Origin of the sequence: Nocardioides sp. NPDC101246 (genome assembly GCF_044767415.1) — a bacterium.
GTDB lineage: Bacteria > Actinomycetota > Actinomycetes > Propionibacteriales > Nocardioidaceae > Nocardioides.
Map to the genome: position 1 here is coordinate 88,465 of NZ_JBIWNX010000010.1, position 26,434 is coordinate 114,898.

General features: G+C 69.0%; 26 protein-coding genes. 11 read left to right on the plus strand and 15 right to left on the minus strand.

What is annotated here, in order from left to right; all coding sequences use genetic code 11:
• Positions 1 to 41: 41 nt before the first annotated feature.
• Positions 42 to 674 (plus strand): dihydrofolate reductase family protein, encoded by a 633-nt coding sequence (locus tag ACIRON_RS19115; RefSeq protein WP_402994417.1) that lies wholly within the window; start codon positions 42 to 44, stop codon positions 672 to 674.
• Here ACIRON_RS19115 and ACIRON_RS19120 read toward each other — a convergent pair.
• Entirely contained in the window at positions 608 to 1,138 is a 531-nt protein-coding gene (locus ACIRON_RS19120) for a MarR family winged helix-turn-helix transcriptional regulator (RefSeq protein ID WP_402994419.1), read from the minus strand. The genes ACIRON_RS19115 and ACIRON_RS19120 overlap by 67 nt on opposite strands.
• A gap of 86 nt (positions 1,139 to 1,224) precedes the next feature.
• On the opposite strand from ACIRON_RS19120, the gene ACIRON_RS19125 reads away from it, so the two are divergent.
• Together ACIRON_RS19125 and ACIRON_RS19130 are read left to right on the plus strand one after the other, a co-directional pair.
• On the plus strand, positions 1,225 to 3,051 hold the full coding sequence (locus ACIRON_RS19125) for an FAD-binding protein (protein ID WP_402994421.1): 1,827 nt from the start codon (positions 1,225 to 1,227) through the stop codon (positions 3,049 to 3,051).
• On the plus strand, positions 3,048 to 3,944 hold the full coding sequence (locus ACIRON_RS19130; protein ID WP_402994423.1) for an LLM class flavin-dependent oxidoreductase: 897 nt from the start codon (positions 3,048 to 3,050) through the stop codon (positions 3,942 to 3,944). Before ACIRON_RS19125 ends, ACIRON_RS19130 begins: the two co-directional genes overlap by 4 nt.
• On the opposite strand, the gene ACIRON_RS19135 is transcribed toward ACIRON_RS19130, so the two are convergent.
• On the minus strand, positions 3,941 to 4,510 hold the full coding sequence (locus ACIRON_RS19135; RefSeq protein WP_402994425.1) for a M48 family metallopeptidase: 570 nt from the start codon (positions 4,508 to 4,510) through the stop codon (positions 3,941 to 3,943). The two genes, ACIRON_RS19130 and ACIRON_RS19135, sit on opposite strands and share 4 nt — an antisense overlap.
• Before the next feature lie 11 nt (positions 4,511 to 4,521).
• The gene (locus tag ACIRON_RS19140) at positions 4,522 to 5,547 is read right to left on the minus strand and encodes a PHP domain-containing protein (RefSeq protein WP_402994427.1); all 1,026 of its coding nucleotides are present in this window, start codon (positions 5,545 to 5,547) and stop codon (positions 4,522 to 4,524) included.
• 554 nt (positions 5,548 to 6,101) lie between these two features.
• Here ACIRON_RS19140 and ACIRON_RS19145 point away from each other — a divergent pair.
• The 3 genes from ACIRON_RS19145 to argS all read left to right on the plus strand — a co-directional run bounded on the left by ACIRON_RS19145 (position 6,102) and on the right by argS (position 9,133).
• The gene (locus ACIRON_RS19145) at positions 6,102 to 6,260 is read left to right on the plus strand and encodes a DUF5679 domain-containing protein (protein WP_091051197.1); all 159 of its coding nucleotides are present in this window, start codon (positions 6,102 to 6,104) and stop codon (positions 6,258 to 6,260) included.
• A gap of 267 nt (positions 6,261 to 6,527) precedes the next feature.
• A complete protein-coding gene (locus ACIRON_RS19150; protein ID WP_402994429.1) occupies positions 6,528 to 7,301 on the plus strand; it encodes a hypothetical protein in 774 nt (257 codons plus the stop codon).
• 158 nt (positions 7,302 to 7,459) lie between these two features.
• Entirely contained in the window at positions 7,460 to 9,133 is a 1,674-nt protein-coding gene (argS, locus tag ACIRON_RS19155; RefSeq protein WP_402994692.1) for an arginine--tRNA ligase, read from the plus strand.
• Between the two features lie 10 nt (positions 9,134 to 9,143).
• Here the strand turns inward: argS and ACIRON_RS19160 are convergent, their stop codons facing one another.
• The 3 genes from ACIRON_RS19160 to ACIRON_RS19170 all read right to left on the minus strand — a co-directional run bounded on the left by ACIRON_RS19160 (position 9,144) and on the right by ACIRON_RS19170 (position 10,967).
• Complete coding sequence (locus tag ACIRON_RS19160) at positions 9,144 to 9,308, minus strand: hypothetical protein (RefSeq protein WP_176884198.1); 165 nt, start codon at positions 9,306 to 9,308, stop codon at positions 9,144 to 9,146.
• A gap of 79 nt (positions 9,309 to 9,387) precedes the next feature.
• Complete coding sequence (locus ACIRON_RS19165) at positions 9,388 to 9,870, minus strand: carboxymuconolactone decarboxylase family protein (RefSeq protein WP_402994432.1); 483 nt, start codon at positions 9,868 to 9,870, stop codon at positions 9,388 to 9,390.
• Positions 9,867 to 10,967, minus strand: coding sequence for a dihydrodipicolinate reductase (locus tag ACIRON_RS19170; RefSeq protein ID WP_402994434.1), 1,101 nt, complete (start codon positions 10,965 to 10,967; stop codon positions 9,867 to 9,869). The genes ACIRON_RS19165 and ACIRON_RS19170 overlap by 4 nt, the downstream gene beginning before the upstream one ends.
• A gap of 113 nt (positions 10,968 to 11,080) precedes the next feature.
• Between ACIRON_RS19170 and ACIRON_RS19175 the strand changes: the two genes are divergently transcribed.
• Positions 11,081 to 12,724 carry a GMC oxidoreductase gene (locus tag ACIRON_RS19175; RefSeq protein WP_402994436.1) on the plus strand — a complete coding sequence of 548 codons (1,644 nt, stop codon included), beginning with the start codon at positions 11,081 to 11,083 and terminating at the stop codon, positions 12,722 to 12,724.
• Between the two features lie 110 nt (positions 12,725 to 12,834).
• Here the strand turns inward: ACIRON_RS19175 and ACIRON_RS19180 are convergent, their stop codons facing one another.
• The 4 genes from ACIRON_RS19180 to ACIRON_RS19195 form a co-directional block, all read right to left on the minus strand.
• Positions 12,835 to 13,029, minus strand: a complete 195-nt coding sequence (locus tag ACIRON_RS19180; protein WP_091051207.1) for a hypothetical protein — start codon at positions 13,027 to 13,029, stop codon at positions 12,835 to 12,837.
• A gap of 133 nt (positions 13,030 to 13,162) precedes the next feature.
• The gene (locus ACIRON_RS19185; RefSeq protein ID WP_091051210.1) at positions 13,163 to 13,462 is read right to left on the minus strand and encodes a WhiB family transcriptional regulator; all 300 of its coding nucleotides are present in this window, start codon (positions 13,460 to 13,462) and stop codon (positions 13,163 to 13,165) included.
• Positions 13,463 to 13,566: 104 nt separating this feature from the next.
• The gene (locus tag ACIRON_RS19190; protein WP_378873461.1) at positions 13,567 to 13,809 is read right to left on the minus strand and encodes a hypothetical protein; all 243 of its coding nucleotides are present in this window, start codon (positions 13,807 to 13,809) and stop codon (positions 13,567 to 13,569) included.
• A gap of 138 nt (positions 13,810 to 13,947) precedes the next feature.
• Positions 13,948 to 15,999 carry an ATP-dependent DNA helicase UvrD2 gene (locus ACIRON_RS19195; RefSeq protein ID WP_402994439.1) on the minus strand — a complete coding sequence of 684 codons (2,052 nt, stop codon included), beginning with the start codon at positions 15,997 to 15,999 and terminating at the stop codon, positions 13,948 to 13,950.
• A gap of 92 nt (positions 16,000 to 16,091) precedes the next feature.
• Here ACIRON_RS19195 and ACIRON_RS19200 point away from each other — a divergent pair, with 92 nt between their 5' ends.
• Complete coding sequence (locus tag ACIRON_RS19200; protein WP_402994441.1) at positions 16,092 to 16,337, plus strand: mycoredoxin; 246 nt, start codon at positions 16,092 to 16,094, stop codon at positions 16,335 to 16,337.
• Positions 16,338 to 16,343: 6 nt separating this feature from the next.
• Here ACIRON_RS19200 and nudC read toward each other — a convergent pair whose 3' ends face one another.
• Positions 16,344 to 17,255: an NAD(+) diphosphatase gene (gene nudC, locus ACIRON_RS19205; RefSeq protein WP_402994443.1), complete on the minus strand. Its 912-nt coding sequence runs from the start codon at positions 17,253 to 17,255 to the stop codon at positions 16,344 to 16,346.
• A gap of 37 nt (positions 17,256 to 17,292) precedes the next feature.
• On the opposite strand from nudC, the gene ACIRON_RS19210 reads away from it, so the two are divergent.
• Positions 17,293 to 19,098, plus strand: coding sequence for a hypothetical protein (locus tag ACIRON_RS19210; protein WP_402994445.1), 1,806 nt, complete (start codon positions 17,293 to 17,295; stop codon positions 19,096 to 19,098).
• A 640-nt stretch (positions 19,099 to 19,738) separates the two neighbouring features.
• On the opposite strand, the gene yjfF is transcribed toward ACIRON_RS19210, so the two are convergent.
• From yjfF to ACIRON_RS19230, 4 genes are all read right to left on the minus strand, one after another.
• Positions 19,739 to 20,740, minus strand: coding sequence for a galactofuranose ABC transporter, permease protein YjfF (gene yjfF, locus ACIRON_RS19215; RefSeq protein WP_218131459.1), 1,002 nt, complete (start codon positions 20,738 to 20,740; stop codon positions 19,739 to 19,741).
• Entirely contained in the window at positions 20,737 to 21,798 is a 1,062-nt protein-coding gene (locus ACIRON_RS19220; RefSeq protein ID WP_402994448.1) for an ABC transporter permease, read from the minus strand. The genes yjfF and ACIRON_RS19220 overlap by 4 nt, the downstream gene beginning before the upstream one ends.
• Positions 21,791 to 23,374, minus strand: coding sequence for a sugar ABC transporter ATP-binding protein (locus tag ACIRON_RS19225; RefSeq protein WP_402994450.1), 1,584 nt, complete (start codon positions 23,372 to 23,374; stop codon positions 21,791 to 21,793). Before ACIRON_RS19225 ends, ACIRON_RS19220 begins: the two co-directional genes overlap by 8 nt.
• A 151-nt stretch (positions 23,375 to 23,525) precedes the next feature.
• Positions 23,526 to 24,503 carry an ABC transporter substrate-binding protein gene (locus ACIRON_RS19230; protein ID WP_402994452.1) on the minus strand — a complete coding sequence of 326 codons (978 nt, stop codon included), beginning with the start codon at positions 24,501 to 24,503 and terminating at the stop codon, positions 23,526 to 23,528.
• Between the two features lie 152 nt (positions 24,504 to 24,655).
• On the opposite strand from ACIRON_RS19230, the gene ACIRON_RS19235 reads away from it, so the two are divergent.
• Complete coding sequence (locus tag ACIRON_RS19235; protein WP_402994454.1) at positions 24,656 to 25,747, plus strand: DNA glycosylase AlkZ-like family protein; 1,092 nt, start codon at positions 24,656 to 24,658, stop codon at positions 25,745 to 25,747.
• A gap of 109 nt (positions 25,748 to 25,856) precedes the next feature.
• Positions 25,857 to 26,306, plus strand: a complete 450-nt coding sequence (locus tag ACIRON_RS19240; protein ID WP_402994456.1) for a VOC family protein — start codon at positions 25,857 to 25,859, stop codon at positions 26,304 to 26,306.
• Positions 26,307 to 26,434: the final 128 nt, after the last annotated feature.

Sequence of the window (26,434 nt, forward strand, 5' to 3'; positions counted from 1 at the left end):
CGTTCAAGCCAGCCGATCCGTCCAGGACACACGATGAGGTCATGCGAAGACTTGCGATCGTGGAGTTCCTGAGCGTCGACGGAGTGATGCAGGGGCTGGGCTCCCCGGACGAGGACCGGGACGGCGGCTTCGAGCACGGCGGCTGGGGCGTGCCCTTCGGCGCCGCTCTCGGCGAGGTGCTCTCTCCAGACGTCGGCGCGCAGACGTCGGCGTACGTCTTCGGGCGGCGGACCTACGAGAAGATGGCGGCCTTCTGGCCGAACCGACCCGACACGGATCCGATGGCGGCGAGCCTCAACTCCACGCCGAAGTACGTCGCGACCCGCACGCTCGCCGACCTGGCCTGGAGCGGCGCGACCGTGCTCGACGGCGAGGTCCTCGATGCGGTCAGCGCCCTCAAGGCCGACGGGTCGGGAACCATCGTCGCGCTCGGCAGCGGTGATCTCGTCCGTCAGCTGATGAGCGCGGGGCTGGTCGACGAGCTGAGGCTGTTCGTGCATCCGCTGCTGATCGGCACCGGCAAGCGACTCTTCGGTGGCCTGCCGTCGCCGAGCTCGCTGCACCTGCAGGACATCGCCTCGACGAGCCTCGGGACCGTGGCGCTCACCTACTCCGTGGGCGAGTGGTTCTCCTCGGCGGTCCCGGTGACGACCGCGCAGGCCTCCGCCGTGTGAGCGGGAGCCGGGCCGGTCGCCTTGCTGAGCAGCCGGCGCAGGGCGACACGCTCGTCGTCGTCGAGCCGGGCCAACAGATCGTTCTCGGCGGCGTCGACCCGGCGGCACAGATCGGCGACGGCCCGCGTGCCCTGGTCGGTGGCGACGATCTGACGCTGGCGGCGATCTGCCGGGTTGGGTCGGCGCTCGACCAGCCCGGCGTCGACGAGATCGTCGACCAGATAGGTCATCACCGTCTTGTCGATGCCGAGGTGGCCGGCCAGCGCCAGCTGGCTGGGGTGGTCGTCGCCGACCACCGCGCACATCGTCTGGTAGCCGCGCGCTCCGTGGGGGAAGTCGCCGATCGCCTCGGTGACCCGCTGCCGGTAGCCGCGCAGCAGCGCACCCAGACCCCAGCCGAGGTCGTCGGTGCCCTCCGTCTGCCCGGGGCGAAGCTCGGTCTGCGGTTCGGCTCTGGTGGTCACGGGAACATCCTAGCAAATCGTTCTGTTGAGCCAATCGTCTGCTTCACATACGATCTTGTGATGAACGATTCTTGGAGGAACGATCGATGACTCTCGAGCTGGGCGTGGCGCTCGACCCGGCGCTGCCACCCGAGGCGATGACCGGTCTCGCGCAGCGTGCCGAGGAGGGCGGTCTCGACCTGGTGGTGATCGGCCCCGGTGACCTGGACCCCTGGACCACCGCGACGTGGCTGCTGGGCAGCACGAAGTCCATCCCGGTCGGCGTCGCGCTCTCTCCGGCCGGAGCCCCCGACCCACGAGACCCCGACGCCGGTTATCCGAGCGTCGCCGATCGGGCCCGCGACAGCCTCGACCTGTTGGCCGGGGCACGCCTGATCACCGACCCGGGTGCCTGGACGAGCGCTCTTGCCGATCCCTCGCCCGCCGACCTCGAGCGCGCCGCCGCGGCCCACGTCCCCGTGGTCGTGCCGGTCTCGACCGACGCCGAGGTGGACCGGGCGGCTCGTCTGCTCATGGAGCTCGGCGGTCCGCGGCCGGCCGGGCCGCGGCGTACGTCCTCGGTGCGGGCGAAACGGCGCCCGGGCATCGCCTACGACGAGGTGCCCGCCTCGCTCGCCGCGACGGCCGTCGAGCCCGGCGACCCGGCCTACCGGGCGGTCCGCTCGACCTATCTCCGTGGCGGACGGCCCGGCCTCGTGCTGCGACCGACGACCGCCGCGCAGGTGGCCGAGGCGCTGGGCTTCGCCGACCGTCACCGGCACCTGCCGCTCGGGATCCGCAGCGGCGGCCACGGGGTCAGCGGCCGGTCGACCAACGACGGCGGGCTGGTCATCGACCTGGGCGGGATGAACGAGATCGAGGTCGTCGACGCGTCCCGACGCCGCGTACGCATCGGGCCGGGCGCCACCTGGAAGCAGGTGGCGGCAGCGCTGGACCCGTTCGGGTGGGCGCTGGGATCGGGCGACTACGGCGGTGTCGGGGTCGGCGGGCTCGCGACCGCGGGCGGGATCGGCTTCCTCTCACGCGAGCACGGGCTCACCATCGACCACCTGGTCGCCGTCGAGATGGTGCTCGCCGACGGAGCGATCGTGCGCGCCGACCACGAGGGGAACCCCGACCTGTTCTGGGGCGTACGCGGCGCGGGCGCCAACATGGGCGTCGCGACCGCCTTCGAGTTCGAGGTGGACGAGGTCGCGGAGGTGGGCTCCGCCCAGCTCACGCTCGTGGTCCCCGACATCGAGGAGGCACTGCTCCGGTTCGGGGCGGTCGCGGCCGCGGCGCCGCGGGACACCACCGTCTTCCTGGTGACCGGCCGCCCGCGGCCGGAGGGCTCCGTGATCCAGCTCTACGGGCTGGTCCACTCAGCCGACCCGGAGGTGATCGTGGAACGACTCACCCCGTTCGCCTCCCTCGGGGCGCTGGTGCAGCAGCAGGTGGTCCTCGCCCGCTACGCCGACGTGATGAGCCAGGCCCCTGACGTCGGCACCGACGGCCACCACGGACACGGCGAGCCGCAGGCGCGCTCGGGGCTGATCCCGGCGGTGACCAGCGAGTTCGCCCGCGACGCGGCGCTGATGCTGCGCTCCGGCGACGTGTACTTCTTCCAGCTGCGCACCATGGGCGGCGCGATCGCCGACGTGGATCCCGACGCGACCGCCTTCGCGCACCGAACCGCCGGGTTCCAGATCACCGCGATGGGCGGGGACCCGGTGGCGCTGGACACAGCATGGGCCCACCTGCGGCCGCACCTCGACGGGCTCTACCTCAGCTTCGAGACCACCCGGTCCCCCGAGCGGATCGCGGACGCGTTCCCGCCCGCGACCCTGGCCCGCCTGCGCGACCTCAAGCAGCGCTTCGACCCAACCAACCTTTTCCGCGACAACTTCAACATCGACCCTTCGGAGAACCGATGACCGACTACGGCCACGACCTGCTGTTCGGCACCTTCGTCACCCCGTCCGCCCAGTCCCCGCAGAAGGTGGTCGACCTTGCCGTCACCGCCGACCGCGCGGGCCTGGACCTGGTGACCTTCCAGGACCACCCCTACCAGCCCGCCTTCCTCGACACCTGGACCCTGATGTCGTACGCCGCCGCACGCACCTCACGCGTCCACCTGGCCGGCAACGTCCACTCGCTGCCGTTGCGACCGCCCGCGATGCTCGCCCGCTCCGTCGCCTCGCTCGACCGGCTCTCCGGGGGCCGGATCGAGCTCGGCATCGGCGCGGGCGCGTTCTGGGACGGCATCGCCGCGATGGGCGGGCGGCGGCTCACCGCCGCTCAGGGGGTGACCGCCCTACGCGAGGCGATCGGCATCATCCGGGAGGTCTGGGACGTCTCTACCCGCGGCGGCATCCACCTCGACGGCGAGTTCTACCAGGTCGACGGGGCCAAGCGCGGCCCCGAGCCGGCTCACGACATCCCGATCTGGGTCGGGTCCTACAAGCCGAAGATGCTGGAGCTCACCGGAGCGTACGCGGACGGCTGGCTGCCGACGCTGGAGTACATCGAGGGTGGGTTGGACGCGGTGCCGGGCCTCAACAGTCGCATCGACGAGGCAGCCGTCGCACCTGGGCGCTCGCCCGGCGACGTACGCCGCCTGCTCAACCTGATGAACGTCTCGTTCCAGCCCACGAGCCGGGCGCTCCTCAACGGCCCGGTGGACCAGTGGGTGGAGGATCTTGCCGGGCTGGTCCTGGAGTACGGGTTCTCGGCGTTCCTGATCGGTGGTGACGACCCGGTGGTGGCCGAGCGGTTCGCTGCCGAAGTCGCGCCGCAGGTGCGCGAGCTGGTAGCCAGGGAGCGCTAGTCGACCTGGTCGTCCAGCTGGTCGTCGATCTGGTCGACGTCGTCGTCCTCCTCGCCCGGAGGGGCGGGGAGCTTGGCGGCGGCGGACCAGCCGGCCAGGTAGCCCTTGGCGCGCTCGGCCTGCGGATAGCGGTCGACCCACGCCCAGAAGGCCTCGTTGTGCTTGGCCTCGAAGAGGTGGGCGAGCTCGTGGACGAGCACGTAGTCGACGACCCAGCCCGGCATGCCTCGCAGCCGGTCGCTGAGCCGGATCGAGCGGTCACCCGGGGTGCACGAGCCCCAGCGACTGTTCTGGTTGTCGACCCAACGTACGGAGTCGGGCTTGGCCAGGCCGCCGAAGTACTGGTCGCTCAGCGCCGCCGAGCGCCGCATCAGATCATCGTCGCTGGGCTTGCGACGCCGTTCGGCCTTCTCCAGGCGGGCGACCATCTGCTCGACCCACTCGGCCTCCTCGCGCTGGGACATCGCGGCCGGGATCATCACGATGATTCGGTCGCCATCACGGTAGGCGGAGACCGTACGCCGACGCCGCTTGCTGCGTCGCACCTCGATCTCCGGGCCGTCCATAGGTCAAGAAACTACCTGTTCGCCCAGGCCAGCAGGCGGTCCCGTGGCCAGGTGTTGATGATCCGTTCCTCTTCGATACCCGCCGTTTCGGCTCGTTCGCACCCCAGGACGAGGAAGTCGAGCTGCCCCGGGGCGTGTGCGTCCGAGTCGATCGAGAAGAGGCAACCGGCGTCGCGAGCGAGCTCGAGGAGCTTGGACGGCGGGTCCCTCCGCTCGGGTCGGGAGTTGATCTCGACGGCGACCTCGTGCTCGGCGCACGCCTCGAAGACCTTGCGGGCGTCGAACTGGCTGCCGGGCCGGGTGCCGCGGTTGCCGGTGACCAGTCGACCGGTGCAGTGACCGAGCACGTTCATCCGGGTCGTGGAGACAGCCGCGACCATCCGCTTCGTCATCTGCTCCTTCTCCATCTTGAGCTTGGAGTGGACGCTGGCGACCCGCAGCTGGAGCTTGGCGAGCATCTCGTCGGTCTGGTCGAGGCTGCCGTCATCGAGGATGTCGACCTCGATCCCCTTCAGCAGGGTGAACCCGTGTCCGGCGAGGTGGTCGTTGACCGCGTCGACGACACCGAGCTGGCGCTCCAGGCGGGCGGCGCTGAGGCCGTTGGCGACCGTCAGGCGCGGACTGTGGTCGGTGAGCACGAGGTATTCATGCCCCAGCTCGATCGCGGTGAAGGCCATCTCCTCGATCGGTGACCCGCCGTCGGACCAGTCGGAGTGGCTGTGCAGGTCGCCGCGGAGTCTGCTCCGCAGCCTCTCCCCCGCCCCGTCGGCGGTCAGCGGACCGCCGTGGACCCGCTCGGTGTCCAGCAGCCGCTGCGGAACCTCGCCGCGCGCGGCCTCGCTGATGACCTTGGCAGTGCTCGCCCCGACCCCGCTCAGCTCGGTCAGGGTGCCGTCGGCCGCCCGACGGCGTACGTCCTCCTCGGCGAGGGGCAGGATCGCTGCCGCAGCGGTGCGGAACGCCTTCACCTTGTAGGTGTCCTCGCGTCCGCGCTCGAGCAGGAATGCGATCCGTCGCAGCGCTGCGACGGGGGACAACGGCTCGCCTACCAAATCTTCCTCCAACTATTTTTGCCTCCACAGGCGGTGGAGAATGCTTTTCCCTGGTCAAGGTCCTGATTCAACCGAATATTCTCCAGCCGGTCACTTGGTTACCCACAGGAAAGCGCGTGTCTTCCACCGGCTGTCCCCAAGCAAAGCGGGGTTGTCCACATGTTGTCCACAAGCAACGCGGAGTGGGACGTTGACGCGCTCCCACATCCTCTTTAAGTTCGATGTCAGTGGGACCCCCGGCGCCGCCGGACGGCCTTCGCAAGGGGAAGGCGAAGGACGATCCAGGCACCGGGGGTCCCTCCAGTTTTCACGTGGCTCAGCGACCTTGGCAAGTGCCTTCGGCAGCGCTTCGATGCCCCTTCGAAAGTCCCGAATCCCCCGGTATGACGCCAACACGCCGACACTCGCTTGAGAGCCCGTGTTGCCGCCGAAAGCGCCGCGTGTCGTAGGGTCGAGTTGGCTCGGCATGACGAGCTTCCGACGGGCTTCCCTGACAACCCCGTCGCGACGACCAGTTACATAAAGGCAAGGAGGCCGTCATGGCGGAGACCTGGAGCGGCGAGTTCTACTGCGTGAAGTGCAAGGAGAAGCGCGAGGCGACCGGTGAGATCCGGGTGAACGACAAGGGCACCAAGATGGCCAAGGCCGTCTGCCCCGTCTGCAGCACCAACCTCAACCGCATCCTCGGTAAGGCCTGAGCCTGCGACTCCGCGACGAAGGAGCGGAGTCGCAACGCGAAGGGATCGAGCGAGCGCAGCGGCTGAGCTTGCGAAGCCGCGAAGCGGGTCGAGATCCACGCTTCCCGGAGCAATCTGCCCAATCCGCTCGAGACCGACCAGCGCACGACCCGCGGCGGCGCCCCCGGCATTGTCCGGCGGCGCCGCTGCCGTGCTTTTCGGCGAGGTTATCCACAGGCACTGTCGATTGTCGGTGCGGGAAATCTCGGCCGGTGTGAGACTCCCGGCATGAGCACGCGCTACCGGATTCGGCCGGGGTATGTGGCCGTACGACGTGATGAGACCCGACTCCAGATCGGCATCGACCCGCCACGGCGGGCGATCGTGCAGGACGGCGTGGAGGTACGCCGCCTGCTGACCGACCTCGCCGCCGGGCAGGCGGTCGAGCCCGACCACCTGCCCGGGCGGCACGCGATGCAGCAGCTGGGCAATGCCGGCCTGCTGATGGAGGCGGACGGTGGGGAGCCGCCACCACGGGTGGGCTTCGACGGTCCGCCGGCACTGCTCTCGGCGGCTCGGGCGCTGATCGGACCGGCCCCGGCAACCCCGGGCGCGCCCGACATCGTCGTACTCCTCTCCGACGGGCCGCTGGACCGCGAACGAGCCGACGAGATGGTGCGCGAGGGCAGAGCGCACCTCGTGGTCGAGAGCGGCCCCGACACCTGGACGGTGGGTCCGCTGGTCGTTCCTGGGGTCACCGCGTGCCTGCGCTGCCTCGACGCGACGCTCGCCGAGGAGGACGAGCGGCGGGCCGTGGTCGTGAGCCAGCTCGTCGGCAACGAGGTGCCCAGCGACGCGCTGCTGCAGTCCCTCGCGCTCTCCTGGGCCGTACGCGACGCCCGCACCTACCTCGCCGGGCGGACCCCGGCCTCGTGGTCGGCGTCGGTGATCCTCACCCGTGACGACGCGCCCACCGTCCGACCGTGGCTGCGGCATCCCTACTGCGGCTGCGCCTGGGACCTGATCGCCTCGGCCGGGACGGCGACCGGTGAACCGGCTTGACCTCCGCCGACGCCTCCGGCACTCTTGCGGACATGGTCACGAAGAGCGCGCTGCGACGACGAGGCATGGGTCTCTGACCCCGCCCTCGCGTCAGCCTGCCCTCTTCACCTCCTAGGACCACTCTCGTGCACGAGCACACCCTTGCCTTGTCCGCATCCCTGCAGAGCGCCGTCGTCACCTGCTTCGGCGACGCCTACGCCGGTATCGATCCCGAGATGCGGCCGGCCACCCGGCCCGAGTTCGGCCATCTCCAGTCCAATCTCCCGCTGCGGCTGGCCGGCCCGCTCGGCCTGCCGCCGCGGGAGATCGGCGCCCGCCTCATCGATGCCGTCGACCTGGGCGATGTCGGCGCCCTCGAGCTGGCCGGCGCCGGGTTCCTCAACCTCACCTGGTCCCCCGACGTTCTCGGCGCGGCCGTCAGCGACCTGCTGACCGACACGCGCCTGGGCGTGCCCGTCCCGGAGAGTCCGAGTCGGGTCGTCGTCGACTACTCCTCCCCCAACGTCGCCAAGCCGATGCACGTCGGCCACCTGCGCTCCACGGTCATCGGCGACTCCCTGGCCAGGGTGCTGGCCTACGCCGGCCACGACGTCGTGCGGCAGAACCATCTCGGCGACTGGGGCACCCAGTTCGGCATGCTGGTCGAGGAACTGCTCGGCGAGGGTCTCAGCGACCCGGCGGCGGTCGCCGACCTGGACATGACCGAGCTGCTCGCGCTCTACCAGCGGGCCAAGGCGCGCTTCGACGACGATCCGGGCTTCGCCGACTCGGCCCGGCGGCGGGTGGTCGCGCTCCAGTCCGGCGAGCCGACCACCCTCGCGCTGTGGCAGGCGCTCGTCGACGCCTCGATGGCTGAGTTCGAGGCCACCTACGGCCGGCTCGGCGTACTCCTGACCGATGACGACTTCGACGGCGAGAGCCGCTACAACCCGCAGCTTCCCGGCGTCGTCGACGACCTTCGGGCATCGGGCCTGCTGACCGAGTCGGCCGGCGCCCAGGTCGTCTACCCCGACGGCTTCACCGGCCGCGACGGCGCCCCGCTGCCGCTGATCGTGCGGAAGGCCGACGGCGGGTTCGGGTACGCCGCCACCGACCTCGCCACGATTCGCCACCGCGTCGACGAGCTGGCCGTGGACCGGGTCGTCTACATCGTCGACCACCGGCAGAGCCAGCACTTCGAGATGGTCTTCGCCGTCGCCCGCGCCGCCGGCTGGCTGCCCGACTCGGTGGAGGTCCAGCACATCGGCTTCGGCACCGTGCTCGGCCCCGACGGCCGGCCGTTCAAGACCCGCTCGGGCGAGACGGTATCGCTGACCGCGCTGCTGGATGCCGCCGAGGAGGCCGCCGCGGCCAGCTACGCCGGCCCCGAGGTCGTACGTGCCGTGGCCAACGCCGCGGTGAAGTACGCCGACCTCTCCAACAACCTCGCCCGCGACTACGTCTTCGACCTCGCCCGGATGTCGGCCACCACCGGCGAGACCGGCCCGTATCTGCAGTACGCCCATGCCCGGGTGTGCAGCATCCTCGCGCAGGCACCGCAGCAGACGCACGGCATCAACACGCTCTCCCACCCGGCCGAGCAGCGGCTGGCGCTGGAGCTGACCGGCTTCGCCTCGGTGGTCGCCAAGGTCGCCAACACCTTGGAGCCGCATCACCTGACCGCGTACCTCTATGGTCTGGCGACCGCCCTGACGGGGTTCTACGAGAACTGTCCGGTGCTCAAGGCAGACGGTGAGGTCAGGCAGACCCGGCTCGCGTTGTGCGAGGCGACCCGGCGAGTGCTGTCAGAGGGACTCCGGCTCCTCGGGATCGAGGCGCCACAGAGGATGTGAGCGGTGGTGCTCAGGACCACCAGTCGGAGTCGAGCTTGGCTTCCATGGAGCGCACGTGACGTCGCGAGCAGGCCTCGCAGAACGACTTCGAACGCCCACGCTCGACCGCGGTGGTCCATGCGAGGAGGCGGTTGGGGTCGGCCTCGTAGCATCCGCAGAAATCGCAGGTCTTCATGTCTCAACGATAGGTCGAAATCCTGCGCTTCCGAGGGTGCAACACCGAAATTCTGGATCACCCGGATGTGAGTTCCGTGTTACCTCCCTGAGGGCAGGACGCAAGCACTGTCGAGGCCCAGAACGTGGTTGAGACGGCCGAACGCCAGCCACGATCCGAGGCACATGCTCAGCTCGACGATCTCGGCATCGGTGTAGTGGGCCGACATCCGGTCCCAGAAGTCCTGGTCGATGCCGTGGTGGTCGATCGCGTAGCGCTCGGCGAACTCCGCGGCGAGCCGGGTGCGGTCGTCGAAGGCGTCCGTCGTGCGCCACTCCTCGACCGCCTCGGCGAACGACTCCTCGACCTTCTCGCCGTCTCGTTCGGTGCGCCAGTCGAGGCAGAAGACGCACCCGTTGATCTGCGCGATCCGGAGCCGTGCGGCCTCGAACTCGCGGAGGCCGAGGGTGGTGTGCTCGTAGACGGCGAGCGAGAGGCCAGCGGCGGCCGGACCGATCCCGTGGACCATCTCGCCCCAGACGTACGCGATCGGGTCCTTGCCCTTGGGGACGTCGATGATCATGCGGTCACACCTTCCTGGGCGGTCTTGGCCGCGCCGAGCTTGCCGGTCGCCGGACGCAGCGGTACGTCGAGCGCGTCGTAGAGGCCAGGAGCCGAATCGATGAGCCACTCGACCGCGCCGACGAGTCGGCCGACCGCGGTGGCGTTTCCGCCCGCCGCCCGGTTTCCGGACTTGTCGGTCGCCTCGACCGTGACCTCGATCCGCGGGTCGCCCTCGATGATCACCCGGTGGGCGCCGTCGCCGTCGGGCGGCGTCGGCCAGTGCGGAGCGCACGAGGGATGGATGCGGGTGACGTGCTCGACGACGATGAGCGGCTCGCCGCCGACGATCCCCTGGACCTCGAAGCGCACCGCGCCCTGGGTGCCCTTCTCGAAGTCGCCCATCGAGGTGGTGGTCACGGTCTCGTCCAGCGGCAGCCGTTCGACGGTCTCCCGGATCTCGTCGAGCTCGACCTCGAGCCCGCGGGCGATCAACCGGACCTGGCCTCCCCACACCATGGTCGGCACGGTCTCCATGAGCATCGGGGCGTCGTAGTCCATCGGCTGCCCCATCCCAACGAGATAGCGGACGGAGTCGGGCTGGTCATAGGTCGAGTAGTCGAAGATCTCCTGGCACCGGACAACGTCCACGGTGCTGCCCAGACCGCTGACCAGCAGCGGCAGCACGTCGTTCCCCCACCCCGGATCGACGCCGGAGACGAAGAGGGACCCACCACCCTCGGCGATCGCGGCCAGCAACGGCTCGCGCATCTCCGGCGGAGCGTTGCGCTGGTCGTAGAGCGCATAGAGGGCGGGCGTGACGACCACGGCTCCGGTCCCGAGGGCGCGCACGATGTCGGCGAGTGCCTCGTCCGGGCGGATGTCGCCGGACGCGGCGTACACGATCGCCTGCGGGCGTGCCGCGAGCACCGCGTCGATGTCGTCGGTGGCGGCGACCCCGAGGTCAGCGCCGAGCTCGGCGAGGTCGCCGGCGTCGCGGCCGACCTTCTCGGGATCGTGGACGAGCACGCTCGTCAGCTCCAGCCGTGGATGTGCGTCGACCGCCCGGATGGCGAGTCGACCGATGTTGCCCGTACCCCAAACGCATGTGGTGACCATGCGACCTCCCTGATCGGTTTGCATGAAAGTTCCGAAACCAGTGACACCCGTCACACGGATACTAGAACATGTTCTAGCAATCAGTGATGGAAGTGATGGAAAGGGAGGTCATCATGAACAACACACCACGGGAGGGCGGGTCGCGAGGCCTGTCACGCCGAGGATTCATGCTCGGCGCGGGGTCGCTGGCCGGGGCCGGGATGCTGGGAGGAGCATTCGGGACCCCGACCTGGGCGGCCGCAGCCCCGTCGTCGATCGGCAACGGCGCCCAGGTGCCCGTGCTGGTCATCGGCACCGGGTACGGCGGCTCGGTCGCGGCACTGCGTCTGGCCCAGGCCGGCATCAACGTCCACATGGTCGAGATGGGCCAGGACTGGGCCACCGCCGCACCCGGGCCCGACGGCAAGATCCATCCGAAGGTCACCAGTCCCGACTACCGCTCCTTCTGGATGCGTACGCGGACCAAGGCGCCGATCAGCAACTTCCTGGGCTTCCCGATCGACAAGGACGTCCCGAAGTTCGCCGGCATCCTCGACGCCGAGGACTTCGCCGGGATCTCCGTCTACCAGGGACGCGGCGTCGGCGGCGGCTCGCTCGTCAACGGCGGCATGGCCGTGACCCCGAAGCGCGCGAACTTCGCCAGCATCCTGCCCTCGGTCAGCGCCGAGGAGATGTACGCCACCTACTACCCGCGTGCCAACGCCGCCCTCGGGGTCGGCACGATCGACCCTGCGTGGTTCGAGCGTACGTCCTACTACCAGTACTCACGCGTGGGCCGGAAGCACGCGCAGCGCTCGGGTTTCGCCTGGACCTTCGTGCCGGACGTGTACAACTGGAACTACATGGTGGCCGAGGACAACGGCAGCGTCCCCAAGTCGGCCCTGGACCAGGAGATCCTCTACGGGAACAACTACGGCAAGAAGACGCTGCCTAAGACCTACCTCGCCCAGGCCGCCGCCACCGGCAAGGTCACGATCTCCTCGCTGCACCGGGCGACCTCGGTCCGGCCGGCTGCCGCCGGTGGCTACGACGTCGTCCTCGAGCAGATCAACACCTCCGGCGCCGTGGTGGCCACGAAGACGGTCAACGCCGGGAAGGTGTTCTTCGCGGCCGGCAGCGTCGGCACGAGCAAGCTGCTGGTGAAGATGAAAGCGACCGGCGCGCTGCCCGCGTTGAACGGCGACGTCGGTCAGGGATGGGGCGACAACGGCAACGTCATGTGCGGACGCGCCAACCACGTGTGGGACCCGACCGGTGACGTGCAGTCGACGATCCCGTGCTCGGGCATCGACAACTGGGACGCCGGCGGGGCCTTCGCCGAGGTCGCGCCGCTACCGGCCGGGCTCGAGACGTTCGCGTCCTTCTATCTCGCGATCACCAAGACCACACGCCGCGCAGCCTTCACCTACAACTCCGGCACCGGCAACGTCGACCTGTCCTGGCAGACCGCGTGGAAGCAGGACTCCATCACGATGGCGAAGACCATCTTCGACAAGATCAACAAGACCGAAGGGACGATCTACCGGACCGATCTCTTCGGCACCAACAAGATCTGGGGCGACCACCTCACCTACCACCCGCTCGGCGGCGCCGTCCTGAACAAGGCGACGGACAACTACGGCCGGCTGCACGGTTACAACGGCCTGTACGTCATCGACGGCGCGCTCATCCCCGGCAACACCAGCGTCAACCCGTTCGTCACGATCACCGCCCTCGCGGAGCGGAACATCGAGAGGATCATCGCCACCGACCTCTGATCGAGGCGAGGTACAAAAGTAGGACCGGCCAGTCCGAGGGTTTCTCGGACTGGCCGGTCATCTTCCACACCCGCGATCAGAGGGGTGAGGTCTGGGGTCCCATCGGGGACTTACAGCGCGCGGGCAAGAGCCAGCTTCGCCTGGACGGCGGCTCGCTCGGCCTTGCGGCCCAGGCGAGCAGCCTTGACGAGGGCATGGCCTCGCCGCAGTTCACGCGCCTCTCCCAGGCGCGCGGACATTTGCGCGCGCGCCAGGTCTTCGTAAAGCAAGTTCATCTGAGTGCTCCGTACTCGGTTGGTGTTCATGTCTGGTGGTCCTTCTTCTTCGGATGCCGACCCTGTGGTCAGCGGGCTCCTGCGCCCATGGTCATCACGATCGTGTTCATAGCTGTTGCCTCTCGTCGTTGAACGGCTGCTGGTGTTGATGGTGTTCGGTTGCTCAGGCGGCGTCCTTACGGGGCCGGCCACGGGGCCGCTTGCGGGGGATCACCTTCCCCTGCAGGAGCAGCTGGCCGCCCCAGACGCCCCAGGGCTCACGCCGGTCGAGGGCGCTGGCGAGGCAGAGCGGCTGCACGGGGCAGGTCGCGCAGAGCGCCTTGGCGAACTCGACGTCGGCAGGAGACTCGGCGAACCACAGCTCGGGGTTGTTGGCCCGGCAGGGCAGCTGGTCCTCGTCGTAGCGGTTGGCGCGGTCGTGGAGAACGCCGAGAGTGACCTCGGGCTCGAGAATGCTGGTCATATGTACACCTCCTTTGTGACTGATCGCGGGTTTTGAGAAACAGAAAGGCCGCGGATCCCGGGTTTCGGGTTCCGCGGCCTGGAGGCTGCTGTGACTACGTGGTTCTACGTAGTCGGACAGCTCCAGGCTCGAATCCCGTGGGACTTGACCTTGATGGCATCCGCCTGCGGGGACACGAGTCCCTCGACGCGCATGCCGTAACCGGCGCCCGTAAAGGCACCAGCAGCCGGGGTGGCCCACTTCGGGCTCTGACCGATCAGAGTGAACAGCGGGCTCGACAGCTCGGGGTGGCCGCACGCGGACATGGCGATGCCATTGATCGGCGTCTTGATCTGGTTGATCTTCACTGGGGCCACCTCCTTCGGGGCTGTCGGGCGCGCCTCATCGGCGCGCGGCTTTACTTGATGAAGGAACAGTAACCGGCCGGACAGGCCCGCCGCAAACGATTAAACCCGTTGATTTCGACGAATTTTCGTGAAGGACTTCTACGCCTCGGCCGAGATCACCCGAAGGACTTCCGAACCGTACGTCTCCACCTTGCTGCGGCCGATGCCGGCGATGCGCTGCAGATCCTGGAGCGTGCCCGGCTTCTGTTCGGCGATCTGCTCCAGGGTCGCATCGGTGAAGACCACGAACGCCGGCTTGCGAATCTCCTCGGCCGTCTCCTTGCGCCACTGCTTCAGCCGGTCGTAGAGCACCTCGTCGTAAGGCGCGTCGCAGCCCTCGTGGCGGCCCATCCGCTTCTCGGCCGCCGAGCCGAGCGGCCCGCCACAGGCCTTGCACATCCGCGCCTTCCCGGACCCGGGGCGCCTGGTCGGCGCCACGGACCGAGCCGGCCGCAGCGGGTCGAGGAACCGCGACGGCCTGCGCCGCGCGGCCTGGCCCGGCTGACGCGCCAGCGCCCAGGACAGGGTCAGATCGACCCGCGCCCGGGTGAGGCCGACGTAGAGCAGCCGCCGCTCCTCCTCGATCTCGGCCGGGGTCGGCTCCTCGCCACGGAGGATGAACGGCATCGTGCCGTCCTGGAGGCCGACCAGGAACACCGAGTCCCACTCCAGCCCCTTGGCGGCGTGGAACGTCGCCAAGGTCACTCCCGACGGCACCGGTGCGTGCTGCTCGGCCGCGCGGCGGTCGAGCTCGGCGACGAGGCCGGCCAGGTCACCGCCGGCCCCGGAGAAGGTGCGCGCCTGGTCGATCAGCGCCTGCCACGACTCCCAGCGATCGCGGGTCTGTCCCCTGCCCTCGGGCGGCTCCGAGGTCCAGCCCATCCCGGCCAGGATCCCGTGGACCGACTCCAGCAGCTCGTCACCGATCACGGCGCCCTGACCGCCGCGCGCCGCGCCGCGGATCCGGGTCACCGCCTCGCGGACCTCGGGCCGGTCGAAGAACCGGGCGGCGCCGCGCAGGACGTACGGGATCCGGCGGGCGGTGAGCGCGTCCTCGTAGGCCTCCGACTGGGCGTTGATCCGGAACAGGATCGCCATCTCGTTGTAGGGCTTGCCGCCCTGGTGCAGGCGCAGGATCTCGGCGGCGACGCCCTCGGCCTCGGCGACCTCGTCGGGCTGCTCGACGTGCTCGACGGCGGGCCCGGAGTCACGCTGGGCCTGGAGCTGGACACCGGCGCTCGGCGTACCCTCCAGGACCTTGTTGGCGGCCTTCACGACCTGCGGCGAGGAGCGGTAGTTGCGGACCAGCTCGACCGAGGTGGCACCGGGGTGCTTCTTCGGGAAGTCACGCAGGTAGGCGGCGTCGGCACCGGCGAAGGTGTAGATCGTCTGCGCCGGGTCGCCGACGACGCAGAGCTCGCTGCGCCCGCCCAGCCACAGGTCGAGCAGCGCCGACTGCAGCGGCGAGACGTCTTGGAACTCGTCGACGGTGAACCACTTGTACTGCCGCCTGACCTGCGCCGCGACGCGCTCGTCGTGCTCCAGCAGGCCGGCGGTCAGGAGCAGCACGTCCTCCATGTCCATGCGCGCCTGGGTGCGCTTGACGTCCTCGTAGGCCGCATAGATGTGTCCCACCATCGACGGGGTCAGGCCGCCGACCTCCCGGCCCCGCGCCTCGGCCGACTTCGGGTAGTCGTCGGGGTGGACGTTGGAGACCTTCGACCACTCGATCTCCGAGGCCAGGTCGCGCGCCTGGGCCTGGTCGACGTTGATCCGCTGGCGCTGCGCGGCCGCGCGGATGAGCGGGATCTTCGACTCGGTCAGGTTGGGCAGCTCGGTGCCGTAGACCTTGGGCCAGAAGAACCGCAGCTGACGCAGGGCGGCGGAGTGGAAGGTGCGCGCCTGGACCGCGCCGGCGCCCATCGCGCGCAGTCGCTGCCGCATCTCCCCCGCGGCCCGGGTGGTGAAGGTGACCGCGAGGACCTCCTGCGGCGCGTAGACACCGGTGGCGACGCCGTACGCGATCCGGTGGGTGATCGCCCGGGTCTTGCCGGTCCCCGCACCCGCCAGCACCCGGACCGGACCCCGCAGTGCCTCCGCCACCCGGCGTTGCTCAGGGTCGAGGGCGGCGAGGAGGGACTCAGGGGTCATGGGCGGGAAGAACTCCTCGGGGTGGGAACGTTGTGCCTTGGAGACCAACACTATTGGCTCGCACCGACAGTTCTGAATGAGGAGAACCCCCGATGACCAGCTTCACGATGTACACCACACCCTGGTGTGGATACTGCCAGCGACTCAAGGGTCAGCTCGGACGTGAAGACATCACCTTCGACGAGGTCGACATCGAGCAGGTCCCCGAGGCCGCGCAGATCGTCGAGCAGGTCAACGGCGGCAACCAGACCGTCCCGACCCTCGTCTATGCCGACGGCACCGCGATGACCAACCCGTCGATCGCTCAGGTCAAGGCGAAGCTCGCCGAGCTGGTCTGACGCCGGTCACCACGAGCCGGGCAGCTCCCCGCCGTACCACTCCTCGACCAGCGAGCGGCTGATCGAGATGCCGCTGGGCAGCTTGATCTCACCGCTCTTCGCGACCTCCTCGAGCTCCGCGCGGGTGAACCAGCGCGCCTCGCGGATCTCGTCGCCGTCGACCGCGATGTCGGTCGACGCCGCACGCGCGAAGAAGCCGAGCATCAGGCTGGCCGGCAGCGGCCAGGGCTGGTTGCCGAAGTAGTCGACCTGCCCGACGCGTACGCCGACCTCCTCGGCGACCTCGCGACGGACCGCGTCCTCGAGCGACTCCCCCGGCTCCACGAAGCCGGCGAGGGTGGAGAAGTTGGGCGCGGGCCAGCGTGAGTGGTTGCCGAGCAGGCAACGCTCCTCATCGCTCCCGGGCTCCCCCGACGTCACCAGCATGATCACCGCCGGATCGGTGCGGGGGAAGGTCATGTGCCTCTCCGCGCAGGCCAGCTCGTGCCCGGCCGCGCGCGGCTCGAGACGTCCGCCGCAACGCGAGCAGAACCGGGTCGCCCGGTGCCACTCGGCCAGGCCGATCGCGTGCATCAGGAAGCTCGCCTCGGTCGTGTCGGCGAGCAGCGCGGGGAAGAAGCCGCGCAGGTCACGCCAGGTCTCTCCGGCCTCCTCACGGCCGGTGAGCACGGCGAAGCTCGCGCCATCAGGGGAGTCGCCGAGGAGCAGCCGGATCCCCTCCGGGGAGGTCTCCGGCGTACGCCACCTCACTCCGGTCTCGCCTGACGGCTCGACCCTGTTGCCGGCGACCACGAGAACCCTCGTCGTCTCGGCCGACCAGGCCTTCTCGACCCAGCTGTCGTCGGCGCGCAGTTCGCCGGATCGGTCGTGGGGGTTCTGGATGATTCGCAGATGGATGGGCAGCTTCGGGGAGTCCACCCGGCAGAGCCTATGAGGTGGGTATAGGTTCCGCCGCGTGGATCGGTTCTGGCGCATCGCCGCTGTCGTCTCCGTCGTGGTCGCTCTGGCGATCAACCTCTACATCGCCTGGGGCTCCAGCCTCTCGTTCATGTACGACGAGATCGGCACCGTCATCCACGGACGGACCGTCCTCGGACTCGACTCGCCACAGCTGAACACCCCCGGCTACTACCCCGGGTGGGGCGTGCTGCTGGCGCCGTTGTGGCTGGTCACGTCCAACGTCTTCACGTTCTACCGGATGGCGATCGTCGTCGGTCTGGTGATCAGCATGCTCACGATCTGGCCGCTGGCCCGGGTCGCGGTTCGGCTCAGCGGGGTCACTCCGGCGCAGGGTGTGGTCGCCGGGGCCATCGTGATGGCCCTGCCGCCCCGTGCGATCCAGGCCGACTACATCCTCTCCGAGCGGTTGGTCACGCTGCTTGTCGTCCTCACGACCCTGGCGGCGTTCCGGCTCTGGGAGAAGCCGACCTACCGCGGCGTACTCCTGCTCAGCCTGCTCACCGGGCTCGCACTCTTCTCCCACGCCCGGATGCAGGTCTTCGTCGCCGCGGTCGCGCTGTGGCTGATCTTCTTCCTTGTACGCAAGTGGCAGATCGCCCTCGTCGGGCTGGTCGCCACCGGCATGCTCGCTGTGGCCGCCAACAAGGCCGCGCTCTGGTTCCACGCGCAGCTGGTGCCGTGGAAGTTCATCCAGGCGCAGGACTTCTTCGAGAAGGTCACCCAAGCCAACCCGCGGTACTGGGTCGACACCTTCGCGGGCGAGGCCTGGACGCAGATGATCGGCAGCTTCGGCGTCGTGGTCGTCGGCCTGGTCGTGGTCACCGCCTTGTTCTGGAAGGAGCTCCGCTCGCGACAGGTGGGGCCGGCCGGGTTCGTGCTGATCGCGGCCGGGTCGATGTACGTCCTCAGCTGTCTGAACTGGGGCAACGAGTACTCGCTGTTCACCATGGAGTGGCGGCGCTTCGACTACTGGATCTACGGGCGCTACATCGACCCCGTCTTCGCGGTCCTCGTGCTGGCCGGGGTCTGCGCGGCGATCCAGGCCGTACGCTCCCGGGCGGTCCTCGTCTGGACCTGGGTGATCGTCGCCGGGATCTCGCTGGTGACCATCCTCGTCGTCGCCCCCGACGCGCCCACCTGGGCCTACACCACCCCGGCGCACATCCCCGGCGCGATCCCGTGGTGGTGGGCGCTTCCGGACGGGCAGTTCCCGCAGCCGGGGCCCATTCCGTCGTTCACCAACGACAACCGCTTCTGGCTGATCGCGACCCTGTGTGCCCTGGTGCCGCTGGCGATCTGGACGCTCCTCGCGGCTCTCTCCCGGTTCAGCCCTCGGCTGAGCTCGCAGACGGCTGACCGAGTGCGCGCCGTGGTCGTCACCGCGCTCGTCCTGGTCGTGGGCACCGCCGGATCCGCCGTCGCCGACGTGGCCTCCGACAGGTTCCACGACCGCTTCGACCACGCCACCCCGGTCGTCGACGACCTGCGCTCGATCCTCGCCGAGCACCCCGACGCGGTCGTCGCCTACGACGAGAACTGCCCCCGCCGGCACTCGGCGATGAACTCCGAGCGCAACTGGCTGATGTGGTGGATGCTCCCGACGATCGTCAAGCGCGAGTGGGAGTGGGGCGACGACATCGTCTTCTCCTGCCCGAACGGTGAGCCTGCCTTCGTCACCGGTGCAGTGATGCTGCGCGAGCGGCCGTTTCCGCTTGCGACCGTCTGGATCCTTCCGGGGGATCTGCTGGATTCGCTGCGCGCTTCTGGGGAACTGCCTGAGGTTGCTCGGGTGGTTGAGTAGGGCTCTGTCTTTTGTCAGGGGTTTGCGGGCGTGTTTTTTGGTTGGGGTGGGCCGCCGACCCTCTCTCTGAGGGTCTTCTCGACCTGCCCCGGAGTAAAGGACGGCCTGCGGCCGCCGGCTGACGCCGGTCGCCTTCGGCGATCCTTGACACCGGTCCATGTCGAGAAAAGATTTGGCTGGCTATCGGGGCGGCGGCCCGGGTGTGGTCGCGGGGAACCGCTGCGGGCACAGGGGGCTTCTACGGGCGAACGAAAGTTCGTTCGCCCCACCGAGCAGAGGCTCCTCCAGCGGAAAGAAAATTCCTTCCACCAGCAGAGCCCACACCCGGCGGAGACCGACTCACGCGGCGAACGAAAATTCGTTCACCAGCCGCCCCACTAGCTCCCACGGCGAAGCGACCAGCCGATTCCCAAGCCCCTACCCAACCGACATCTCCGCGCCAGACCCCTGCCGCCGACCCGATAGCCAGCCAAATCTTTCTCGGCGACGGCCGGTGTCAAGGATCGCCGAAGGCGACCGGCGAAGCCGGCGGCCGCAGGCCGTCCTTTACTCCGGACGCCGCCGAGAACACCCTCCCCGAAAGGGTCGGCGGCAAACCCCAACCACAAACAACATCAGCCGACAAAAGCGGAACCCCGACCTACCTCCGAGTAAGCACCCGCTGCGCGACAACGAAGACGAGCACCAGCACCCCGATCGTGATTCGCGTCCACCACGAGGACAGCGTCCCGTCGAAGGAGATGAAGGTCTGGATCGTGCCGAGCACGAGCACCCCGAGCAACGACCCGACCACGAAACCGCGGCCACCGGTGAGCAGCGTGCCGCCGATGACGACCGCGGCGATCGCGTCCAGCTCCATCCCGACCGCGTGCAGCGAGTAGCCCGAGAGCGTGTAGAGCGCGAACAGCAGCCCGCCCAGCGCGGCACACAGCCCGCTGATCGCGTAGACCCCGACCTTGGTCGCCGCGACCGGCAACCCCATCAGGAGCGCCGACGGCTCGCTGCCGCCGAGGGCGTAGACGGTGCGTCCAAAGCGGGTCGAGGCGAGGACGTACGCGGCCACCGCGACGATCACCAGCGCGAAGACCGCCGTCCACCCGAGGTAGTAGCCGCCGGGCAGGGTGATCGAGCCGAACGCGATGGCCGAGAAGGTCTCGTCCTTGATCGGGATCGAGTCGACGCTGATCAGGTAGCAGAGCCCGCGGGCCAGGAACATGCCCGCCAGAGTGGCGATGAACGGCTGGATGTCGAAGTAGTGGATCAGCAACCCCATCGCGGTGCCGAGCAGGATGCCGGACAGGAGCACGACCACGATCACCGCGACCACCGGCAGGCCGAGCTCGAGCGTCCGGGCCGCGATCAGCGTCGAGAGGGCCACGTTGGAGCCGACCGAGAGGTCGATCCCGCCGGTCAGGATCACGAACGTCATCCCCACCGCGAGCACGATCAGGAACGCATTGTCGAGCAGCAGCGTCAGGAAGACCTGCGGGTCGGCGAACCCCTCGTAGCGGATCCCGCCGATGCCGAACATGCCGATGAACAGCGCGAACGTGCCGATCACGGGCAGGTAGCGGCGCGGCGGGCTGAAACGGGCGATCCGGGCGATGACGCCGGTCTCGATGGTGGGCACCTGAGCACTCATGCCACAGCCTCCTCACGGCTGGTCGGTGTGCGGTCGCTGCGCCGTTGCAGCACCGCTCGCGCCTTCGGCGACTGCAGCAGGCACACGACCACGACCACCAGCGCCTTGAACAGATAGTTGGCCTCGGCCGGGATGCCGATGTTCGGGATGGTCCGGGTGAGCGTGGCGATCAGCAGAGCCCCGACCAGGGTGCCGGTCAGCGAGAAGCGACCGCCGGCCAGCGACGTACCTCCGATGACGACGGCGAGGATCGCGTCCAGCTCGATCCACAGTCCGAGGCTGTTGGCGTTCACCGAGTGGGTGTTGGCGGCGATGATCAGGCCGGCGGTCCCGGCGCACAGCGCCGCGAAGACGTAGACGGTCCAGATGATCGTGCGGGAGCGTACGCCGGCCAGCCGGCTCGCCTCCGGGTTGATCCCGACCGACTCGATGAGCAGGCCGAGCGCTGTGCGGCGTACGACGATCTGGGTGGCCGCGAAGACACCGAGCGCGATCAGGGCAGCGACGGGGAGGGTGAGCAGGTGGCCGGAGGCCAGCGCGGCGAAGGCGTCGTTGTTGACGGTGGTGATCTGGCCACCGGTCACCAGCATCGCGATCCCCCGGCCGGCGACCATCAGTACCAGCGTGGCGATGATCGGCTGGATGCCGACCACCGCGACCAGGAAGCCGTTCCACAGCCCCAGCGCGACACAGACGGCCAGCGCCATCGTGATCGCGACGACGGCCGTGCCCACCGCGCCGTCGGCAGGGCTCTTGACGATGTAGACGCAGGCGACCGCACCCGCGATCGCCGCCACCGCGCCCACCGAGAGGTCGATCCCGCGGGTCGCGATGACCAGCGTCATCCCGATCGCGACCAGCAGCACCGGAGCGCCGTTGCGGACGATGTCGACCAGGCTGCCGAAGAGGTGCCCGTCCTGGATGCGTACGTTGAAGAACGTCGGCGTCGCGATCAGGTTGACCACCAGCAGCGCACCGAGCGCGGCCAGCGGCCAGAAGAGCCGATGGGCCATGGCGCGGGCGCCGAGTGCCTTGACGGTTCCGACGGTCTCAGGCATCTGCTCGCTCCTTCTCGGCCAGACCGCCGGGTTCGCCGGTGATGATCTCGAGCACGTCGTTGACGTCGACACCACGGTTGGGTCTCTCGGCGATCTTGCGGCGGTCCTTGAGGACCACCAGCCGGTGGCTCAGCCGGAGCACCTCCTCGAGCTCGGCGGAGATGAACACCACGCTCATCCCCTTCTCGGCCAGATCGGCGACGAGCTGCTGGATCTGGGTCTTGGCGCCGATGTCGATGCCGCGGGTGGGCTCGTCGAGCAGGAGTACGTCGGGCTCCGTGATCAGCCAGCGCGCCAGCAGGACCTTCTGCTGGTTGCCACCGGACAGACTCCGCATCGGCAGGCTCGGGTCGGCCGGTCGTACGTCGAGAGCGGTCATGAACTCCTTGACCAGCGTCGAACGGGTGGCCGTCGGGATCGGCCGCAGCCAGCCACGGCTCGCCTGCAGGCCGAGCAGCATGTTGTCGGCCACGGAGAGCTCCTCGAAGACACCCTCGGCCTTGCGGTCCTCGCTGCAGAAGGCGAGCTTGCGGTCGATCGCATGCCGGGGGCTGCGCAGCCTCCGGCGACTCGAGCCGCGAACCGTGAGTTCACCGGTGTCCGGGGCGTCGGCGCCGAACAACAGCCGGGCCAGCTCCGTACGTCCCGAGCCGAGCAGGCCGGCGATGCCGACGACCTCCCCGGGAAAGAGGGTGAGGTCGGTGGCCTCCAGGCTCCCCTTCCGGCCCAGCCCGACCGCGCTCAGCACCGGGAGGCGCTGCTCGGTCGCCGCCTCCCCGGACGCCTCGTGCGCGGCATGGTCGAGTCGTTCGAGGACCTGGAGGTCGCGGCCGATCATCAGCTGCACCAGCTCCAGCTGGGTGGTCTCCGCGACCTGCCGCTCGCCCACCACCCGGCCGTTGCGCAGGATCGTCATCCGGTCGGAGATCTCGAAGACCTGGTCGAGGAAGTGGGAGACGAAGACGATCGCGGTGCCCTGGTCACGCAGCCTGCGCATCACCTCGAAGAGCCTGGCCACCTCGTCGGCGTCGAGGCTCGAGGTCGGCTCGTCGAGGATCAGCACCCGGGCGTCGGTGTCGACGGCACGTGCGATCGCGACGAGCTGCTGGACGGCGATCGGGTGGCTGCCGAGCTCCGAACCGGGGTCGATGTCGATGCCGAGGCCCTGCAGCGAGGCGGCGGCGCGGCGGTTCATCGCCCGGCGGTCGATCGCGCCGATCCCGTTGAGGCGGCGCGGCTCGCGGCCGAGGAGCATGTTCTCGGCCACGGTGAGGTTGGGGACCAGGTTGACCTCCTGGTAGACCGTGCTGATCCCGGCGTGCTGTGCCGCGGCCGGGGTGGCGAACCGGGTCTCGACGCCGGCGATCTCCACCCGTCCCGAGTCGATCGTGTAGACCCCGGTCAGGGCCTTGATCAGCGTCGACTTCCCGGCCCCGTTCTCCCCCATGAGCGCGTGCACCTCCCCCGGCAGGAGTCGCAGCGAGACGCCGTCGAGCGCTCGGACCGCCCCGAACGTGATGGAGACGTCGAGCATCTCCACCACCGGCCGGGGTGGCTTCGTTTCTGCCTGGCTCATGTCGTGCTGGCTCCTGGCGGGTCGGGGGCGGCGGAATGCTCACCGAGGCGATGTCCTGAGCTTGTCGAAGGGTGACTCGGTGAATGCGCGCTTCCCTCACGGAGTTCCACGAGGGAAGCGACGCCTCACCGAGTGACCTCGGTCAACGGCGTCAGTACTTCCGGTCGGGCAGCGCCTCGGCGGCCTGCTCCGGGGTGAAGGTGGTCTCCTCGGTGACGATGCGGTCGGGGACCTCGTCGCCGGCGACGACCTTCTCGGCGACGTCCATCAGCTGCGGCCCCAGCAGCGGGCTGCACTCGACGATGAAGTTGATCTCGCCCGCGGCGAGCGCGGTCATGCCGTCCTTGACCGCGTCGACGGTGATGATCTTGATGTCGGTGCCGGGCTTCTTGCCGGCCGCCTTGATCGCCTCGATCGCGCCCAGGCCCATGTCGTCGTTGTGCGCGTAGACGACGTCGATCTTCGGGTTGGACTGCAAGAAGGCCTCCATGACCTGCTTGCCGCCGTCACGGGTGAAGTCACCGGTCTGGGACTCGGTGATCTTGATCGTGGAGTCCGAGGAGATGACGTCCTCGAACCCCTTCTTCCGGTCGATCGCGGGCGCCGATCCGGTGGTGCCCTGGAGCTCGACGACGTTGATCGCGCCGTCCTTGTCGACATCGGAGGCGTCGGCGTTGTCGACCAGCCACTGCCCTGCCTTCTCCCCCTCCTCGACGAAGTCGGAGCCGATGAAGGTGACGTAGAGCGAGGTGTCCTCGGTGTCCACGGCCCGGTCGGTCAGCACGACGGGGATCTTGGCGCGCTTGGCCTCCTGGAGCACCGCGTCCCAGCCGGTCTCGACGACCGGGCTGAACGCGATGACATCCACCTTCTGCTGGATGTAGGAGCGGATCGACTTGATCTGGTTCTCCTGCTTCTGCTGCGCGTCGGAGAACTTCAGGTCGATGCCGGCCTCCTCGGCCGAGTCCTGGATCGATGTGGTGTTCGCGGTGCGCCAGCCGCTCTCGGCGCCGACCTGGGCGAAGCCCATGGTGATCGAGCCGTCGTCGGCAGCTTCGCTGCCACCGCACGCGCTGAGCGACATCCCGCCGACGGCGAGCGTGCACAGGGCGATGAGGGTCTTCTTCACTGTCGTCCTCCAGTTTTTCACTGCGGCGGCCAGTGTGACCGTCGTCACGATGCGCCCTAGTGTGAGCGCTAACATTCACGCGGTCAAGCGGAATCGGAAGATCGGTTCGAATCGGCAGCAGGTCGTCCGGAACTCCCCATACTGTGTCGACCATGACGCTCTCCCTGACCCCGGAACAGGCGCGCCGGATCGCCGTCCGCGCCCAGCTCCTCGATGCGCGTCGGCCCGTCTCGCTGGTGGAGACCGTCGACCAGCTGACGCTGCTGCAGATCGACCCGACCAGGGCGATCGCGCCGAGCGCGGATCTGGTGGCGTGGTCGCGGTTGGGGGATGCGTACGATCATTCGGATCTGACCTTCGCCCTCGAGCAGGAGCGCTCGCTGGTGGAATTCTCCAGCTTCATCGTGCCCATGGACGAGATCGAGACGGTCCTCGCCCTCGCTCCGGGCCGGATCCACCCCACGGCCGTCGAATGGGTGGAGGCCAACAGGAGATTCCGTACGCAGATCCTGGACCGCCTGCGAGCCGACGGGCCGCTCGTGGCCGGCGAGATCGAGGACACCGCCGAGGTGCCCTGGGCCTCGACCGGATGGACCAACGACAAGAACGTGCTGCGGATGATCGAGCTGCTCAACCGGATGGGCGAGGTCGCCATCGCCGGCCGCCGCGGCAAGCTGCGCACCTGGGACATCGCCGAGCGCGTCTACCCGTCCGACCTACGACTGCCCTCCCCGGACGAGGCGCTCAGGGTGGAGACGGTGCGCCGGTTGGGCTCGCTCGGGATCGCCCGCCCCGGGCGGAAGGACTCCTCCGGAGGCGAGGTGCTCGGCGCCGGCGACGCGGGCGTGCCCTGCACCGTGGCTGGCGTCGACGGCGAGTGGCGGGTCGACCCCGAGGCCCTGGCCGCCCTCGAGGACGGGTTCTCCCCGCGGGCTGCCCTGCTCTCCCCCTTCGACCGCCTGGTCTACGACCGCGACCGGGCGCTGGACCTGTTCGGGTTCGAGTACGTCCTGGAGATGTACAAGCCGGCCGCCAAGCGACGCTGGGGCTACTTCGCCCTCCCGATCCTGTACGGCGAGCGGCTCGTCGGGAAGCTCGACGCGAAGGTGGACCACAAGAAGGCGCAGATGAACGTCTTCGCCGTCCACGAGGACATCGCGTGGACTGCCGAGATCGGTGACGCGGTGGAGGCCGAGATCGAGGCGCTGGCCGGGTGGCTGGGCGTCGAGATCACCCGCCCGTGACAGTGACCCGAAAACAGGGCAAACCGACGCGAATTGCCCTTCTCCACCTCCTTCGAGGCGCTTACTGTGAACGAACGGGGTCGGAAATCGATCAAAGGAGACGATCCGGATGGCAACGCTCAACCCCTACATCAGCTTCAAGTCCGAGGCCGCTGAGGCGCTCGAGTTCTACCGGTCGGTGCTCGGCGGCACCGTCGAGACCATGACCTTCGACTCGATGGGCGACGCGATGGGTCCGGTGCCGCCGGAGGCGAAGGGCATGGTCATGCACGGCTCGCTCACCCTCGACGACGGCCTCGTCCTGATGGCCGCCGACACGCCTGACGGGATGGGCATGGACTACGTCGCCCCGAGCGCCGGCATCACCGTCGCGATGACCAGCGCCGACCCCGCCGACCACCCGCGCTTCGCCGACTACTACGCCAAGCTCTCCGATGGCGGCAGGCCCGGGATGCCGTTCGCGCAGGCTCCGTGGGGCGACTACTTCGGCCAGTTCGAGGACAAGTTCGGCGTGAGCTGGATGTTCGACGTCGCAGGTCCGGAGTCGGCACAGGGCTAGGGCGCGTCTCTCAAAGACACGGCGGCCGCGAGCGGCGTTTCGGGCCGATCTGGCAAGGCGGCGCTGCGAAGGCATCCTGGATGTCGAGCGGCGCCAACGCAGCCAGATCGGATGCGAAACGCCGCGTA

Excerpts from the sequence above, each read along its gene's own strand:
- ACIRON_RS19115 (WP_402994417.1), top strand. The coding sequence starts at position 42 with ATGCGAAGACTTGCGATCGTGGAGTTCCTGAGCGTCGACGGAGTGATG.
- ACIRON_RS19125 (WP_402994421.1), top strand. The coding sequence starts at position 1,225 with ATGACTCTCGAGCTGGGCGTGGCGCTCGACCCGGCGCTGCCACCCGAG.
- ACIRON_RS19130 (WP_402994423.1), top strand. The coding sequence starts at position 3,048 with ATGACCGACTACGGCCACGACCTGCTGTTCGGCACCTTCGTCACCCCG.
- ACIRON_RS19135 (WP_402994425.1), bottom strand. The coding sequence starts at position 4,510 with ATGGACGGCCCGGAGATCGAGGTGCGACGCAGCAAGCGGCGTCGGCGT.
- ACIRON_RS19145 (WP_091051197.1), top strand. The coding sequence starts at position 6,102 with ATGGCGGAGACCTGGAGCGGCGAGTTCTACTGCGTGAAGTGCAAGGAG.
- ACIRON_RS19150 (WP_402994429.1), top strand. The coding sequence starts at position 6,528 with ATGAGCACGCGCTACCGGATTCGGCCGGGGTATGTGGCCGTACGACGT.
- ACIRON_RS19160 (WP_176884198.1), bottom strand. The coding sequence starts at position 9,308 with ATGAAGACCTGCGATTTCTGCGGATGCTACGAGGCCGACCCCAACCGC.
- ACIRON_RS19165 (WP_402994432.1), bottom strand. The coding sequence starts at position 9,870 with ATGATCATCGACGTCCCCAAGGGCAAGGACCCGATCGCGTACGTCTGG.
- ACIRON_RS19170 (WP_402994434.1), bottom strand. The coding sequence starts at position 10,967 with ATGGTCACCACATGCGTTTGGGGTACGGGCAACATCGGTCGACTCGCC.
- ACIRON_RS19175 (WP_402994436.1), top strand. The coding sequence starts at position 11,081 with ATGAACAACACACCACGGGAGGGCGGGTCGCGAGGCCTGTCACGCCGA.
- ACIRON_RS19180 (WP_091051207.1), bottom strand. The coding sequence starts at position 13,029 with ATGAACACCAACCGAGTACGGAGCACTCAGATGAACTTGCTTTACGAA.
- ACIRON_RS19185 (WP_091051210.1), bottom strand. The coding sequence starts at position 13,462 with ATGACCAGCATTCTCGAGCCCGAGGTCACTCTCGGCGTTCTCCACGAC.
- ACIRON_RS19195 (WP_402994439.1), bottom strand. The coding sequence starts at position 15,999 with ATGACCCCTGAGTCCCTCCTCGCCGCCCTCGACCCTGAGCAACGCCGG.
- ACIRON_RS19200 (WP_402994441.1), top strand. The coding sequence starts at position 16,092 with ATGACCAGCTTCACGATGTACACCACACCCTGGTGTGGATACTGCCAG.
- yjfF (WP_218131459.1), bottom strand. The coding sequence starts at position 20,740 with ATGAGTGCTCAGGTGCCCACCATCGAGACCGGCGTCATCGCCCGGATC.
- ACIRON_RS19220 (WP_402994448.1), bottom strand. The coding sequence starts at position 21,798 with ATGCCTGAGACCGTCGGAACCGTCAAGGCACTCGGCGCCCGCGCCATG.
- ACIRON_RS19225 (WP_402994450.1), bottom strand. The coding sequence starts at position 23,374 with ATGAGCCAGGCAGAAACGAAGCCACCCCGGCCGGTGGTGGAGATGCTC.
- ACIRON_RS19235 (WP_402994454.1), top strand. The coding sequence starts at position 24,656 with ATGACGCTCTCCCTGACCCCGGAACAGGCGCGCCGGATCGCCGTCCGC.
- ACIRON_RS19240 (WP_402994456.1), top strand. The coding sequence starts at position 25,857 with ATGGCAACGCTCAACCCCTACATCAGCTTCAAGTCCGAGGCCGCTGAG.